At 59.7% G+C, this 15,092-nt stretch carries 18 protein-coding genes and 1 pseudogene; 1 reads left to right on the top strand and 18 read right to left on the bottom strand.

The window, feature by feature from the left end; translation table 11 throughout:
- Positions 1-59: 59 nt before the first annotated feature.
- Positions 60-404: a Grx4 family monothiol glutaredoxin gene (locus CK910_RS21050; protein ID WP_043134716.1), complete on the bottom strand. Its 345-nt coding sequence runs from the start codon at positions 402-404 to the stop codon at positions 60-62.
- Positions 405-690: 286 nt separating this feature from the next.
- On the opposite strand from CK910_RS21050, the gene sodB reads away from it, so the two are divergent.
- Positions 691-1,275, top strand: a complete 585-nt coding sequence (sodB, locus tag CK910_RS21055; RefSeq protein ID WP_005319233.1) for a superoxide dismutase [Fe] — start codon at positions 691-693, stop codon at positions 1,273-1,275.
- A gap of 114 nt (positions 1,276-1,389) precedes the next feature.
- On the opposite strand, the gene CK910_RS21060 is transcribed toward sodB, so the two are convergent.
- The 17 genes and pseudogenes from CK910_RS21060 to CK910_RS21140 all read right to left on the bottom strand — a co-directional run bounded on the left by CK910_RS21060 (position 1,390) and on the right by CK910_RS21140 (position 15,087).
- Entirely contained in the window at positions 1,390-2,202 is an 813-nt protein-coding gene (locus CK910_RS21060; protein ID WP_172955385.1) for an MlaA family lipoprotein, read from the bottom strand.
- Positions 2,203-2,282: 80 nt separating this feature from the next.
- A complete protein-coding gene (gene ccmI, locus CK910_RS21065; RefSeq protein ID WP_098984595.1) occupies positions 2,283-3,563 on the bottom strand; it encodes a c-type cytochrome biogenesis protein CcmI in 1,281 nt (426 codons plus the stop codon).
- Positions 3,560-4,039, bottom strand: a complete 480-nt coding sequence (locus CK910_RS21070) for a cytochrome c-type biogenesis protein (protein WP_043555993.1) — start codon at positions 4,037-4,039, stop codon at positions 3,560-3,562. The genes ccmI and CK910_RS21070 overlap by 4 nt, the downstream gene beginning before the upstream one ends.
- Positions 4,040-4,050: 11 nt before the next feature.
- Positions 4,051-4,581, bottom strand: a complete 531-nt coding sequence (locus CK910_RS21075) for a DsbE family thiol:disulfide interchange protein (protein WP_098984596.1) — start codon at positions 4,579-4,581, stop codon at positions 4,051-4,053.
- Complete coding sequence (locus CK910_RS21080; protein ID WP_098984597.1) at positions 4,578-6,533, bottom strand: heme lyase CcmF/NrfE family subunit; 1,956 nt, start codon at positions 6,531-6,533, stop codon at positions 4,578-4,580. Before CK910_RS21080 ends, CK910_RS21075 begins: the two co-directional genes overlap by 4 nt.
- An 82-nt stretch (positions 6,534-6,615) precedes the next feature.
- Positions 6,616-7,107 carry a cytochrome c maturation protein CcmE gene (ccmE, locus tag CK910_RS21085; protein WP_098984598.1) on the bottom strand — a complete coding sequence of 164 codons (492 nt, stop codon included), beginning with the start codon at positions 7,105-7,107 and terminating at the stop codon, positions 6,616-6,618.
- A complete protein-coding gene (gene ccmD / locus CK910_RS21090; RefSeq protein ID WP_042872035.1) occupies positions 7,104-7,310 on the bottom strand; it encodes a heme exporter protein CcmD in 207 nt (68 codons plus the stop codon). Before ccmD ends, ccmE begins: the two co-directional genes overlap by 4 nt.
- Before the next feature lie 2 nt (positions 7,311-7,312).
- On the bottom strand, positions 7,313-8,053 hold the full coding sequence (locus tag CK910_RS21095; RefSeq protein ID WP_043134710.1) for a heme ABC transporter permease: 741 nt from the start codon (positions 8,051-8,053) through the stop codon (positions 7,313-7,315).
- Positions 8,054-8,215: 162 nt separating this feature from the next.
- The gene (gene ccmB, locus CK910_RS21100; protein WP_042034081.1) at positions 8,216-8,884 is read right to left on the bottom strand and encodes a heme exporter protein CcmB; all 669 of its coding nucleotides are present in this window, start codon (positions 8,882-8,884) and stop codon (positions 8,216-8,218) included.
- 4 nt (positions 8,885-8,888) lie between these two features.
- The gene (gene ccmA, locus CK910_RS21105; RefSeq protein WP_098984599.1) at positions 8,889-9,524 is read right to left on the bottom strand and encodes a cytochrome c biogenesis heme-transporting ATPase CcmA; all 636 of its coding nucleotides are present in this window, start codon (positions 9,522-9,524) and stop codon (positions 8,889-8,891) included.
- A 163-nt stretch (positions 9,525-9,687) separates the two neighbouring features.
- Positions 9,688-10,074: a DUF2802 domain-containing protein gene (locus tag CK910_RS21110; protein ID WP_098984600.1), complete on the bottom strand. Its 387-nt coding sequence runs from the start codon at positions 10,072-10,074 to the stop codon at positions 9,688-9,690.
- 18 nt (positions 10,075-10,092) lie between these two features.
- Positions 10,093-10,581, bottom strand: coding sequence for a chemotaxis protein CheW (locus tag CK910_RS21115; RefSeq protein WP_005298836.1), 489 nt, complete (start codon positions 10,579-10,581; stop codon positions 10,093-10,095).
- A gap of 69 nt (positions 10,582-10,650) precedes the next feature.
- The gene (locus CK910_RS21120) at positions 10,651-11,523 is read right to left on the bottom strand and encodes a chemotaxis protein CheW (protein WP_098984601.1); all 873 of its coding nucleotides are present in this window, start codon (positions 11,521-11,523) and stop codon (positions 10,651-10,653) included.
- The gene (locus CK910_RS21125) at positions 11,520-12,314 is read right to left on the bottom strand and encodes a ParA family protein (protein ID WP_043555988.1); all 795 of its coding nucleotides are present in this window, start codon (positions 12,312-12,314) and stop codon (positions 11,520-11,522) included. The genes CK910_RS21120 and CK910_RS21125 overlap by 4 nt, the downstream gene beginning before the upstream one ends.
- 4 nt (positions 12,315-12,318) lie before the next feature.
- Positions 12,319-13,230 carry a flagellar motor protein MotB gene (locus tag CK910_RS21130; protein ID WP_098984602.1) on the bottom strand — a complete coding sequence of 304 codons (912 nt, stop codon included), beginning with the start codon at positions 13,228-13,230 and terminating at the stop codon, positions 12,319-12,321.
- Positions 13,231-13,232: 2 nt separating this feature from the next.
- Positions 13,233-13,969, bottom strand: a pseudogene (locus tag CK910_RS21135) (flagellar motor protein).
- A gap of 2 nt (positions 13,970-13,971) precedes the next feature.
- Entirely contained in the window at positions 13,972-15,087 is a 1,116-nt protein-coding gene (locus tag CK910_RS21140) for a protein-glutamate methylesterase/protein-glutamine glutaminase (RefSeq protein WP_043555984.1), read from the bottom strand.
- Positions 15,088-15,092 lie beyond the last annotated feature (5 nt).

The raw sequence follows: 15,092 nt of genomic DNA on the forward strand, positions 1-15,092 counted from the left end.
TCGTGGAATAAAAAAAGGGGAGCCATTGGCTCCCCTTTTTGCATGATGCAGATGTGACCTTATTCGGCGGCAGCGTCATCCTGCTTGTGCTTGGCGGCCGTTTCCTTGATCAGAGTTTGCAGCTCGCCGGCCTGGAACATCTCGATCAGAATATCGCAGCCACCGACCAGCTCACCCTCGACCCACAGCTGCGGGAAGGTGGGCCAGTTGGCAAACTTCGGCAACTCGGCACGGATGTCCGGGTTTTGCAGTATGTCGACGTAAGCAAACGGCTCGCCACAGGACATCAGAGCCTGGGAGGCCTGGGCAGAGAAACCGCAGCTGGGTAGCTTGGGGGAACCCTTCATGTAAAGGATGATGGGATTGTCAGCCAGCTGCTGTTTGATCTTTTCAATAGTTTCCATAGGTGCCTCACTAGAGCGATTTCGGCGGCCATTCTACTGCAATCCGGGCAGACCACAAACTGACAAACCGTCCCGGATGCAAGAAGTGATGAATCAATACGCCGCAGCTTGATCCAAGTCATGGCGAGAATCAAGAGTTGTTAGCCCATCTTTGATGCTGGTACAATCGATGGGCTTTGGGCCAACTGGCCCCATCATTTCAAGAACAATTCTTTTCAAAATAGAAAAGAGTACGCAATGTCTTGCAACCGTCGCCTTCGCACGGCCAGCCAATGGAGAGTAGAAAATGGCATTCGAACTTCCCGCTCTGCCCTATGCAATCAATGCTCTGGAACCGCACATCTCCCAGGAAACTCTGGAATACCACCACGGCAAGCACCACAACACCTATGTGGTCAACCTGAACAACCTGGTGCCGGGTACCGAGTTTGAAGGCAAGTCCCTGGAAGAGATCATCAAGACCTCCACTGGCGGCATCTTCAACAACGCCGCCCAGATCTGGAACCACACCTTCTACTGGCACTGCCTCTCCCCGAACGGCGGCAACGAGCCGACCGGCGCCCTGGCTGATGCCATCAACAAGGCGTTCGGCTCCTTTGCCGAGTTCAAGGATGCGTTCACCAAGTCTGCCATCGGCAACTTCGGTTCCAGCTGGACTTGGTTGGTGAAGAAAGCCGACGGCTCCCTGGCCATCGTCAACACCTCCAACGCCGGTTGCCCGCTGACCGAAGCCGGGACTACCCCGCTGCTGACCGTCGACCTGTGGGAGCACGCCTACTACATCGATTTCCGCAACCTGCGTCCCAAGTACATGGAAACCTTCTGGACTCTGGTCAACTGGGAATTCGTGGCCAAGAACCTGGCTGCCTGATAGCCGCTTCTTGCCAAAACGCCCCGCACTGCGGGGCGTTTTTTTATGGGCGGCATCCGCGGCACCGAGATGAAAAAGGCGCCCACAGGCGCCTTTGTTGCACAACCAGTGGCATCACTGATCGATTTCATCCAGGTATTCATCCAGATTGGTGTCGTCCACCTTCTCCTTCTGCTCCTGCTTGAGCTCGGTCTGGCGACCCGTCACCTTGTTCTGGTTGTATTGCAGATAGAAGTCCTTGGTCAGGGCATAAGGATCGAGCGCGTTGTCGATTATCCGCTCCTGATCGATCAGCTTGGAGCGCGTACCCAGGCCATCCAGCGCCCAGTGCGTGATGCGCAGCGGCAAGGTCAGCAGGGCATAGGGGAAGTAAATGGTGTCTATGGTGTCCCCCACCAGCTTGCGGGTCGTGGTCGGGCCGTAGACGGGCACCATCAGATAGGCGCCATCACCGATATCGGCGCGCCCCAGCACAGTATTGAGTTCCAGCTTGTTGCGCTCGAGCCCTGTGTGCCTGGCCACATCGAAGATCCCCAGCAGACCCAGGGTCGTGTTGAGGGTAAAGCGACCCAGGTTGGTCCCCGCCCCCTTCAGATCCCCCGTGATCAGGTGGTTGACCATGCTGCTCGGCTCGTTGAAGTTCTCGACCAGGTTCTCGATGCCGTCCTTCATCCCTTGCGGGATGTAGCGGGCATAGCCATGCACCACGGGGCGGGCCACATAGGGCTCAAGCACATCGTAGTTGACCGCCCACATGGCCCGGTTGGCCCCCTGGAACGGGTCACGGCCATCGCTGGCCGTGCTGGTCGCCTCTGGTCGACTCGGGGTCTCCTTGAGGTCAAGGCTTTCGGGACCCGGCTTGGGCGGGCCACCTGCACAGCCACCCAGCAACAAGGCCACCATCAATGCCCCTAAACGCACATGCATATGGAAGTCCTAGCTTTTTATTGTGATTAATCTGAATTATAGGCAGCCCGGCCCCATCGAGGGGCCGGGCCAAAGGAGTATTAGAGGGCGTGATCGATGCGAATGTCAATCGGTGCTGACGGAATGGCGTCCGTCGGGATCGGAGCCGATACCCCTTCAAACGCCCCTTCCTTGTTCATGACGTTGCCACCGCGGGAGAGCCGCGCCTTGAACTGCAACTGCGGGTAGGCGGCGAGCTTGCTGCCCTCCATCATGGCATCGCCATCCCCCAGTGACAGGGTCAGCGGGAACTGGGGACCCGGGATGCGCTTGACCGCGATGGGCATGGGCGGACCGTTGGGGATCACCGCAAACACGAACAGATGGGCATCCTCCGGCAACTGGATGCCGGGAGCCAGGGTGACGTGCAGCGGGAACTCACCGGCCTTCACCTCCAGCACCTGGGCAGGCGCCTGGCTCTGTGCCTGTTCACTTTGGGTCGCCGGCACGCCTGGCGCCGCCATGCCACGCTGCTTCAGCTGCTGCTCGGCATAGTCGATGGAGCGCTCCACCATGGCGTAGCGGGTCGAGCCCTTCTCCATCAGCGGCAACATCTCGCGCCAGCGCAGCAGCGCCGTCTTGAAGTCCTCTTTTTGCAGCGCCATGAAGGCATAGACGGAACGCGCCTCTATGTTGGCCGGATCCAGCGCGATGGCGCTACGCAGCAGCTCATCGGCCTGGGTGTCATCCCCTGTCATCATCAGCGCCTGGGCATAGGGCACGGCCACCATGGCCTTCTGTGGTGCCAGCGCATAGGCCCGCTCCAGCGCCTCACGGGCCATCTCGGGATCATTGCCATCCAGCGACAGGCGACCCAGCAGCAGCCAGCCGCGATAATCGTTCGGTTCGTCTTTCAGACGGGTGCGCAAACCCAGCATGAAGTCCATCAGATCCTGCTCGGTCACCTGGGCATCCCGCTCCACCAGGATGCGGTTGCTCAGCTCACCGAGCCGGCTGTTGGCATCCTGCCAACGCTGAACTTCCCGCCAGGAGCCGAGCTGGTAATAGAGTCCCAGACTCACCACCACCAGCACCAGCACGCCCGGGATCCAGATCAGACTCTTGCCACCCCGGGCGGTCTGCTCCACGTCGGGAATGTCGTCCAGCAGGCTGCGTTGCAGCTCGACCAGGGAGTCCGGCTCCTCCGCCAATATGCCCTGTTCACGCTCTTCGCCTATCTCCAGCAGACGCTGGCGATAGAGCTGCTTGTTGAGGGCCGAACGGCTGATGCTCTGCTTGCCCTCGCCGCGCCACAGCGGCAGTACCAGCGCCAGACTCACCAGCACCAGCAGGGCCGCGATCACTATCCAAAATGCGGTCATTGTTTCTCTTCCTCTTTGAGCAGGGCAGTCAGACGACGCTGCTCCTCCGCGCTCAGGGCGCTATCCGTCGGCCTGGCCGCCGCGGGACGGCGGCGGCTGCGCACCACCACAGTGACGACACCTATGACGATCACCAGCAGCGGGCCCAGCCAGAGGATCAGGGTCGACGCCATCAGCGGCGGGTTATACAGAATGAAGTTGCCGTAGCGGGCGACCATGTAGTCCACCACTTCCTGCTTCTCCTTGCCCTCGCGCACCATCTGATAGGTCTTGTCGCGCAGATCCTTGGCCAGCCCGGCGTTGGAATCGGCTATGTCCTGGTTCTGGCACTTGGGGCAACGCAGCTCCTTGGTCAGCTCGCGAAAGGTCTGCTCCTGGGCATCGTTGTCGAAGGTGTAGACATCGATGGCGGCCAGCGCCTGACCGGCGCCACCCAATCCTGCCAGCAACAGCAGGGATGCAATCAATACTCTCATCAGGCTCTCCCTCACTTCATGGCATCAAAGATGGGTTTGAGGGTCGATGCCCAGACTTCGGGGTTGACGTCCCCCACGTGGCGATAGCGGATGATGCCCTGGCTGTCGATGAAGAAGGTCTCGGGCGCGCCGTAGACCCCCAGATCCAGCCCCAGCATGCCATCCGGATCATACAGGTTGATCTGGTAGGGATTGCCGAGCTCCGCCAGCCAGTTGATGGCCTTGGCGCGCTCGTCCTTGTAGTTCATGCCGACTATGTAAATCCCCTGCCCCGCCAGCTGCTTGAGGTAGGTATGCTCCCCATAGCAGGTCGGGCACCAGGTGGCCCAGACGTTGAGCAGCATGGGGCGTCCCTTGAGGATGCTCTTGTCATGCTGCTTGTTCAGGTCATAGATGTCCTGCAGGGTGAACACCGGCACCTCCTTGCCCACCATCACGGACTCGAGCTTGGTGGGGTCTGAGTAGAGCCCGCGAAACAGGAAGACGGCCCCCAGCAGAAAGATGATGAAGGGGATCAGAAACAACCAGGTCTTCTTGCTCATGCCTTGGCCTCCTCGTCACGACGGCCGAAGCGGTAGCGCTTGTCCAGCATCGCCAGCACGCCGCCGATGGCCATGAAGACGCCGCCGAACCAGATCCAGCGCACGAAGGGTTTGTAGTAGATCCGCACCGCCCAGGCGCCGTTGTCGAGCTGCTCGCCGAGCGCCGCATAGAGATCCCGGGTAAAACCTGCGTCTATGGCAGCTTCCGTCATCGGCATCCGGCTCACCTTGTACATCCGCTTCTCGGGCTTGAGCAGGGCTATCTGCTTGCCATCCTTGTGCACTTCCAGCACGCCCTTGAAGCCGTCGTAGTTGGGGCCGTTCTTCTCCTTGATACCGGTGAAGACGAATTCGTAATCGGCAAAGTGCACCCGATCGCCGGCCTGCATGCGCAGATCCTTTTCGATGCTGTAGTTCTGGGTACAGGCGATGCCTATGATGCTGACCGCGAGCCCCACGTGGCCCAGGATCATGGCCCAGTGGCTGTTGCCAAGCCGGCGCACGCCGACGGCAAAACTGTGTTTGTGGGTGGCGCGCACCCAGGTCTCCTGGATGCTGGTAACTATGATCCAAGTGCCAAGACCAATGCCGAGCGCGGCCCAGGGTTTGAACTCCTCGGCCAGCAGCAGCGGCAGCAGGAAGGCGGCGGCCAGGCTCAATACCAGCGCCAGTATCACCTTGCCTTTGAGCTCACCCAGATCCTGACGGCGCCAGCGGAACAGCGGGCCCATCCCCAGCAGCAGGGCAAACGGAATGATCAGCCAGCTGTAGATGTGGTTGAAGAAGGGGGTGCCGATGGAGATGCTGCCAAGCCCCAGCTCCTTGTGTACCAGGGGCAACAGGGTGCCGAGCAACACGGTCAGCAGACCCGCCACCAGCATGATGTTGTTGCACAGCAACAGGGTCTCGCGGCTCCACAGCTCGTGCTTGCCGTGGCTCTTCACCTGGGAGCCCTTGAAGGCGAACAGCAAGAGCGAGCTGCCGATCACCGCCAGCAGGAAGCCCAGAATGAACAGGCCGCGGGTCGGGTCGGAGGCGAACGCATGCACCGAGACCAGCACGCCGGAGCGCACCAGGAAGGTGCCGAGCAGGCTCAGGGAGAAGGCGGAGAGCGCCAGCAACACTGTCCAGGCCTTGAAGGTGGCCCGCTTCTCGCTCACCGCCAGCGAGTGCAGCAGGGCAGTGCCCGCCAGCCAGGGCATGAAGGAGGCGTTTTCCACCGGATCCCAGAACCACCAGCCACCCCAGCCAAGCTCGTAATAAGCCCACCAGGAGCCCAGCACGATACCAAGTGTCAGGAAGACCCAGGCCGCCATGGTCCAGGGGCGGGACCAGCGCGCCCAGGTCGCATCGAGGCGCCCCGTCATCAGGGAGGCGATGGCGAAGGCGAAGGCGACCGAGAAGCCCACATAGCCCATGTAGAGCATGGGCGGGTGGAAAATGAGACCGGGATCCTGCAACAGCGGGTTGAGGTCGCGTCCATCCACCGGGAAGTAAGGCAGAGTGCGAGTGAAAGGATCCGAGGTGAACAGCACGAAGGCGGTGAAGCCGACCGAGATCAGCCCCAGCACACCGAGTACCCGCGCCACCGCATCGAGCGGCAGGCTGCGGCTGAACAGCGCCACAGCCGCGGTCCAGCCACCCAGGGTCAGTACCCAGAGCAGCAGTGAGCCCTCATGGGCGCCCCAGACGGCGGAGATCCGATACGCCAGCGGCAACAGGGTATTGGAGTTGGTGGCCACATACTGCACGGTAAAGTCATTGTCGATGAAGGCCCAGGTCAGGCACAGGAAGGACAGCAGCAGCAGCAGGAACTGGGCATAGGCCAGCGGACGGGCCGCCGACATCATGCCGAGCCGCCCCCACTGGGCACCGAGCAAGGGATAGACGCCCAGCAGCAGGGCGGTGGCAAAGGCCAGGATCAGTGAAAACTGTCCTAATTCCGGGATCATGGCTGAACTCCTTTCAAATGAGCCGCAGCACGAACCTGTAAACCGGCTTGAAATGGTGAAAGCGGTGCGAATGCTGTCGGGATCATTGCTTGGCTCCCTTCAACTGCGCCTCGGTATATTCCGGCTTGAAATGCATGCCATTGGTGGCATCGGCCACTTCCGGCGGCATGTAGTTCTCATCGTGCTTGGCCAGCACCTCGAACGCCTGCACCGTAGTGGCGTTCTTGAGGGTACCCTGGGCCACTATGCCCTGCCCTTCGCGAAACAGGTCGGGCAGTATGCCGTCAAACTCGACGGTCACCAGATGGCCGCCGTTGTCCACCAGCTTGAAGACCACCTTGAGGCTCTGCTGATCCCTCTGCACAGAACCCGGTACCACCAGGCCACCGATGCGCAGGCGCTGCCCCTCTTCCGGCTTGATCTTGTCCGGTCCCTTGCCCTCCACCAGCTCGCTCGGGGTGTAGAAGAGATCGATATTCTGGCTGAGGGCATAGAGCACCAGGCCTATCACGGCGGCGAGGCCAAGACTTATCGCCAATATGATGGTGAGGCGTTTCTTGCGTCTCGGGTTCATAGGGTGTTCTCCATCTGCTGGGCCGCCTTGCGGCGGGTCTCGCGGGCCTGCTTGCTGCGCAATTCGCCGAGCAGGCTGCGGGTCTTCAACCGGGTGGAAATGACAATGCCGACCAGGCAGATCAGGGTCAGACCGAAGGAGAGCCAGACATAGAAGGCGTAGCCGCCCATCGCCATGAAGTCACTGAAAGAGGCAAAGTGCATGCTTACTTCTCCTGCTCTGCAATCTCTTTGACCCAGGGGCGATGCCACTCCCGCATCAAGAGCTCGTTGCGAAAACGCATCAGGGAGAGGGCCCCGAGGAAGGTGGCAAACGCCAGTATCATGATGAGCAGCGGCCACAGCATCTCGGGGGAGATGGAGGGCTTGTCAAACTTGGTGATGCTGGCGCCCTGATGCAGGGTGTTCCACCACTCCACCGAGTAGTGAATGATGGGCAGGTTGATCACCCCCACCAGCGCCAGAATGCCGGCGGCACGACCGGCCAGCACCTTGTCGCTGAAGGCGTTGTAGAGCGCGATCACCCCCAGATAGAGGAACAGCAGAATAAGCTCGGAGGTGAGACGGGCATCCCATACCCACCAGGTGCCCCACATGGGTTTGCCCCAGGCGGCGCCGGTAAACAGCGCGATGAAGGTGAACACGGCACCGACCGGCGCAACAGCGGCCACCGTCATGTCGGCCATCCGCAGTTGCCACACCAGCCCGATGAAGGCGGCCACCGCCATGGTGGAATAAGCCCCCATGGAGAGGATGGCGGCCGGCACATGGATGTAGATGATCCGGAAGGAGTCACCCTGCTGATAATCAGCGGGTGCAAAAGCCAGGCCCCAGAGGGTGCCTATGATGAACGCCAGCAGGCTTGTCACGGCAAACCAGGGCAGCAAGGTCCCTGCCAGCTGATAGGCGCGCTCGGGTTTAGCGTAAGGGTGCAACCATTTCCACATAGCTCACAAAACCTTTCTGTTATTAATATAGTGGCGAGGCCTACCATACCCACTGCCGGAAAACATCACATCCCCCGAAAGCAATAAGCAGCCATCCTCTTGATCTATCTCAAGTATATTTTTTATAACAGCCCATCCCGAGCCGCCTTACCACAGCTTTCATCAGTTCACGCTGACCCGCAGCGCCGCCGAGACCGCCAAGGGGGTCAGGGTCAGCGCACCGGCCAGCATGGCCCCCAAAATCGCGAGCTGGCCCGAATAGGGCAGCCCCATGCCCGCCGCATCGATGGCGGACGTGGCAAAAATCAGTACCGGAATATAGAGCGGCAGGATCAGCAGGCTGAGCAGTACGCCCCCCTTGCGCAACCCGACCGTCAGGGCGACGCCGACCGCCCCGAGCAGGCTCAGCACGGGCGTCCCCAGCGCCAGGGTGGCGACCACCGCCAGATAGGTGTTCATGTCCAGCGACAACAGGATGGCGAGCAGCGGGGAGATGAGCAGCAGCGGCAGGCCGGTCAACAGCCAGTGAGCGATCACTTTGGCCAGCGCCAGCAGCCCGAGCGGATGAGGCATCAGCATCATCTGTTCCAGCGCACCGTCGCTGAAGTCATCGCGAAACAGCCGCTCCAGCGAGAGCATGGCCGCCAGCAGGGCCGCCACCCAGATGATGCCGGGGGCGATACGGGCCAGCAGCTTGGGCTCGGGGCCTATGCCAAGGGGAAACAAGGTGATGACGATGAGGAAGAACCAGAGCGGGTTAAGTATGTCGGAGCGCTGGCGCAGGGCCATCAGCAACTCGCGATGAATAAGGTGGATTACGGCGCGCAACATCAAATTACTCCTGCAGCAAGGGCGTGAGGGAGAGGGTCTTCAACTGCCCTTCCATCAGAGTCATGTCCTGATGGGTGGTGAGGATCACCATGCCACCCCGCTCGGCATGGGCCAGGAACAGCCGCTCCAGCACCTTGACGCCCTGCTTGTCGATGGCGGTGAACGGCTCATCCAGGATCCAGAGTGCCGGCTTCTCACTGAGCCACAGGCGGGCCAGCGCGACCCTGCGCTGCTGGCCGGCGGAGAGCTGTCCGGTGGGATAGTCCTCAAACCCGGCCAGGCCGACCTGGGCGAGCACCTGCCACAAATCCACCGTCGCTTGAGCCGGATGATGCAACTTTTGATAGAAGGTGAGATTTTCGAGCGGCGTCAGCGCCGCCTTGACACCAGGCTGATGGCCCAGATAGAGCAAATTGGCATGATATTCATCACGACAGCTGCGGATATTCTCGCCATTCCAGCACACCTCACCGGCAAATGGCTGCGACAGACCGGTCAGCAACCGGAGCAGGCTGGTCTTCCCCACTCCGTTGGGACCTTCAATTTGCACCAGATCGCCGGGAGCCACCGCAAAGGAGAGATGTTCAAACAGAGTGCGATCTTCACGCACGCAGCTCAGATTGTTAATTTGAAGCAGCATGAGGATGTAATCAGTGAAAAGAAGCGGCCTGCATATTAACACAGTATTGGGGAGCGTCTTTTCAAAGATGCCAACTATCAGCAGGATTTGTGGGGGAGATCCCGCCTTTTTGGCACGCCGGACGGGTGAAAAAAATCAGGAAGGCGGGCGCCTTCCTGAGGATCTATGAGCGGCCTTTTCGCAATGAAATCAACAGTTCTGCCTCGGCCTTCGGCAATTCACATTCATTCATGACCTCGTCGAGGTCGGCGCCGAGCTCCACCATCTTGGCGGCACGGCTGTAAAGGCGGCGTTCCGGATCCTGCAGGGTCAGCTCCTGCTGGCGATCATTGACCTGCTGCATGGCCCCTTCAACGGACTGCAAACGCTGACCCATGCCGATGGCCCCCGTGTGCAGCTCCATCATCTGCTTGCGCAGACTCTCAAGCTGGCCTTGCAGTGTCTCCACCCTGGCCTCGGACTCTCGCTGGCCACGTCGGCTGCTGATCACCCCGTACAGGGCCAGCACCAACGCCAGCAAGGACGCCCCCAAGGCGGCTATCTCAATCATCAACACATCATTTTCCTATCAGAGGGAACCAATATCTTCCCACTCTTCATCGGAGAGCAGCTTGTTCAGATCGACCAAGATCAGCAGCTGACCATCGCGGTTGCTGACGCCCTGAATGAATTTGGCGCTCTCTTCTGTGCCCACCGCAGGGGCGGCATCGATCTCGGAGGAGCGCAGATAGACAACCTCGGCCACGCTGTCGACCATGATGCCGATCACCTGCTTCTCCGCCTCGATGATGACGATGCGCGAGTTCTCGCTCACATCGCCGGAAGGCAGGCCGAAACGGGAGCGGGTATCGATGACAGTCACCACGTTGCCACGCAGGTTGATGATGCCAAGCACATATTCGGGCGCACCTGGCACAGGGGCGATTTCGGTGTAGCGCAACACCTCCTGCACCTGCATCACGTTGATGCCATAGGTTTCATTTTCCAGCTGGAAGGTGACCCATTGCAGCACTTCATCTTCGGCCAGATTCTGTGCAATATTGCGCTTTTCTGTCATGTTTTTATTCCTTTTATGAAAACGTCTACTGGTAAAACTAGCAATAAAACAGCACAAGTGCAGAAGTTATCAGCGACCTTCTATGTTGACCCCACGCTCCAGCAACAGGAGCAATTCCCTGACGTGCAGCAGGGCACACATCTTCTCCTTGACCATGCCTGCCAGCCAGGGGCGCTTGCCCTCCTGGTGACGCCATTTGACCTGATCACGATGCAATAACTCTGTGCCCTTCAGATGATGGCAGGCGAGTCCCCAGGGAGATTCGCCCAGCATGATCAGATACTTGTAGTCCGCTATGTCCAGATGCTGGCCCGGCATCACCCACTGCGCCGTGTCCACCACGTTCATCTTCTGCTCGCGGGAGGTCATGATGCCACGGTACCAATCCGGCTGACCGAACAGTGACGAGACCTCTCCCAGTTGATGGATACCGCCAAGTTCGGTCAGGGGCACCGCGAAGGTGACGCCGGCGACTTCGAAGAAGAGCGCCTGAAACTCCTTGCCGGTATCGATATTCTCCCAGGTCGATGGTGCGACTTCTGCCTGAGGGGCCAGTTCCACCGCCGTCTCTGTCATCACCAGCGCCGATGGCTCTGCCACCGCAGGAGCAGGCATCTCCTCCGGCCATACGGGTTCAACCGGCAGCAGGGCATCTTCGGCCTCGATCTGCAGCGGCTCGCTGATCACCTCTTCGTGGCTCAGGGCGTCCATCTCAAACTGCACCTGACCCACCTGGGCGAGCAGCTCGCTCAGTTGTTCGAGCCGCTCATCTGCCTCCAGATAGGGTTGCACCACCACCTCGGGCTGCACCTGAGGCTGACGTAGCAGCCGGACAACGGGCGCAGGTTCCGGTTCCTCTGGCAGATCAGGCAACAGCGCCTCATCCAGCAACAGGGAGTGGAAGTAATCATCCATGGCCCTGACTTGGGTCGTGTCGCTCATGATGCCACCTCATGAGCACGTTGACGCTCCTGGGCATCAAGATAGTTGAGCAAGGTCTCATAGGCATAAGTGCCGCGACTGCTCGGCGAATAAATGGAAGGGGGAATGTGGAGCAAGCTGGCATCCCGAAACTTGGTGTCTATGGGGATGACGGCGTTCCATACCGCATCGCCATGTTGATCCTTGATGGACTTCAGTGTCATCAGAGAGGCACGGGTACGCTTGTCAAACATGGTGGGGATCACTGTGAAACGGAACTTCTCCCGCTTGGATCGCTGCATGATCTCGAAGGTCTTCATCATCCGCTCCAACCCCTTGAGGGCCAGGAACTCGGTCTGAACCGGCACCAGGATCCGATCGCAGGCCGCCAGGGCGTTGACCATCATGACCCCCAGCACTGGCGGACAGTCGATGAGCACGTAGTCATACTGATCCTGAATGCGCAGCAGGGCACGCTTGATCACCAACCCCATGCCTTCGCGGTTGCCCATCACCCGATCCAGAGTGGCCAGGGTAATGGAGGCCGGCAGCAGGTGGATGTTCTCAAACTTGGTTCGCAGCGTCAGTTTATTGACCAGCTCGGCCGTCGGTTTGACGGCCTGAAACAACTCATAGAGAGTGCCGTCCAGTCGATCCGAGTCAAAATCGAGATAAGAGGTCAGGGAAGCATGGGGATCGGTGTCAATCAATAGCACCCGCTGGCCACGCTGAGCCAGGATACCGGCTAACGAGACCACTGTGGTGGTTTTACCGACCCCACCTTTTTGGTTGGCAACCGTCCAAACAATCACTGTATCAATCCTGCCTTGTTGTTATGCGTATGCCACCACCTGGCAGAGTGATCACCTTGACCTCGCCTGCCTCTACCGCCTGTTGCACTGCAGGAACCGGCTCCACCATCACAGGCTTGACGGGAGCGGGTGGCGCCCAGGCGAACTTGGAAATAGCGACCACCACCTTGCGATTCTGTAAGCGTCCCTGTTCGCTGTCATTCCCGGCAAAGGGAGAAAACTCCCCGTATGCCTCGTAGGCAAGCCGCTGTGGTGCTATGCCCTTGGCGATGAGAGCGGTGAGCACAGCCTCGGCCCTTGCTGCTGACAGCGTCCAGTTGGAGCGAAAAATTTCATTATTTATCTGCTGGTTATCTGTGTAGCCCCGCACTCTCACATAGTTATCGACCGGTTTCAGAATACCTGAAAGCGTATTGAGCACAGGGTCGGCATTGGTGCTCATAAAGGCACTGCCGCTGCCAAACAAGAGACCCGAGCTCAACTCCACCGTCAACCAGTTATCATCCAGCGTGAGCTTGACCACACCGGCCTCGACCAGGGTGCCCATGTTCTCTTTCAGCTGCGTATCTATCTTCGCAAGCGTCATGCCATCTTGTTTGATGGGCACACCGGAGATGGGAGCGAGGGAGGGAGAAGGCGGCAAAGCACTCTCCAGCACTGAGGGGGCAGCCGATACCTCGTTGTTCAACAGCGACTTCCCCTGCCCTTCCAGCAGGCCATCACTGCGTGGCTGCATGACGTTGAATGCCTGGGTCATGCCGTCGATGACGGCGCGATATTTGTCTTTGTTGACCAACGCCACCGAATAGAGCACCACAAACAGCGCAAAAATCAGCGTCATGTAGTCGGCATAGGAAACCAGCCAGCGATCGAGATGTTCTCGACCTTGCAGATGCAAACGATAGCGCTTGCGCATGGCTACTCTCCTTTCAGATAAGCCTTCAACCGCCGCTCAACCTGAGGGCCATTCTCACCGTGGGCAATCGCCATCAAACCTTCCAGCGTCATTTCCTGGAACAGGGCGTAATGGTAATGAAAGGCGCGCAGACGGTTGGCAATCGGCAGATAAAAGAGGTTGGCAAAGCCGACCCCGTAAATGGTGGCAACAAACGCAACGGCAATGCCGGCGCCGAGGGCTGCCGGATCCTCCAGATGGAACATGGCCTGGATCAGACCCATCACGGCACCTATGATGCCGATGGTCGGACTGTATCCTCCCATGGCCTCGAAGACCCGGGCCGAGTGCTCGTTACGCTCCTGCTCGATGTCGATGTCCGCTTCCAACAACATGCGAATATCATCTATCGACACCCCGTCCACTATCATGGTGAGCCCCTGACGGGTGAACTCGTCACTCTCCTGATCGGCCTGATTTTCCAGCGCCAGCAGACCCTGCTGGCGGGCAAACACCGCCCATGCCTGCAAGCGTTCGGCCTGATTGACCAGATCCCAACCAGGGGGGAGCAACATCCAGCGCAGCTGCCTGATCGCCTCGAGCAGATATTTGCGCGGCGTCTGCAAAATGACGGCCCCCAAGTGCCACCAACGACGATGACAAATGCCGGCCCGTCGAGCAGGGTGAGCAGGGTGCCGCCATGCCATAGCTGGGCAATGGCAATGGCTCCCAGAGCCAGGATCAGGCCAAACATGCCCATCTTTAGCGACCCAGCTCAACCAGAATACGTTGTGCTACCCGGTCCAGCGGCAGTGACTCAGTGGCGATGCCCGCCTTGGCGACAGCTTGCGGCATACCGTATACGACGCAAGAGGCTTCATCCTGGGCCCAGATGGTGGAGCCCTGCTCCTTGAGCAGGCGTGCACCATCCCGACCATCCGCCCCCATGCCGGTCAATACGATGGCAAGCACCTTGTCGGCATAGGTTTTGGCTGCCGATGCGAAGGTGATGTCCACGCACGGCTTGTAATTGACCTTGTCATTGCCATCGACGATCCGGATGCGAGCACCCACTCCGCGCCCTTCCAGCAACATCTGTTTGCCACCCGGCGCCAGATAGGCGTGACCGGGTTTGAGCACATCACCGTCCTCAGCTTCCTTGACTCCGATCTGGCACAAACCGTTGAGGCGAGCGGCAAACGCGGCGGTAAAGGTTGCCGGCATGTGCTGGATCAGCAGAATGGGATGAGGGAAATCGCCCGGCAGTTTGGTCAGCACATTTTGCAGGGCCACAGGGCCGCCGGTAGAGGTACCGATAGCCACCAGCTGGTAGGTTTTCCCGCTGCGTTTAAACGCGGCAACCGGTACGACCCGTTGTGGCTCGACCTGACGATCGCCTGGGCGTGACAACGAGCCGCCCAGTGGGCTGCGAGCGGCCGGTTCAGGGGCTTTTGGCCTGGCGGGCGCGGCCATCAGGAAGCGCTTGCGCGATATCTCCTTGACCCGCTGTTGCAACAAGCGAACGGCTTCGTCCTTGTCACGGGCTATGTCTTCGAACTTCTTGGGCAGGAAGTCGAGAGCGCCCGCATCCAAGGCATCGAGGGTGGCCTTGGCCCCTTCATGGGTCAGGGAGGAGAACATCAGGATCGGAGTGGGACACTTGGCCATGATCTCGCGCACGGCGCTGATGCCATCCATCACGGGCATCTCTATGTCCATGGTGATCACATCCGGCCGCAGAGCCAGCGCTTTGTCTACCGCTTCCCGTCCATTCTGGGCCGTATCGATCACCGTCAGCATAGGATCCTGATTGATGATCTCACTGACCCGGCGGCGGAAGAAGCTCGAGTCGTCGACAACTAATACCTTGACTGCCATTGTTA

This window comes from Aeromonas sp. CA23 (genome assembly GCF_002587065.1).
GTDB lineage: Bacteria > Pseudomonadota > Gammaproteobacteria > Enterobacterales > Aeromonadaceae > Aeromonas > Aeromonas bestiarum.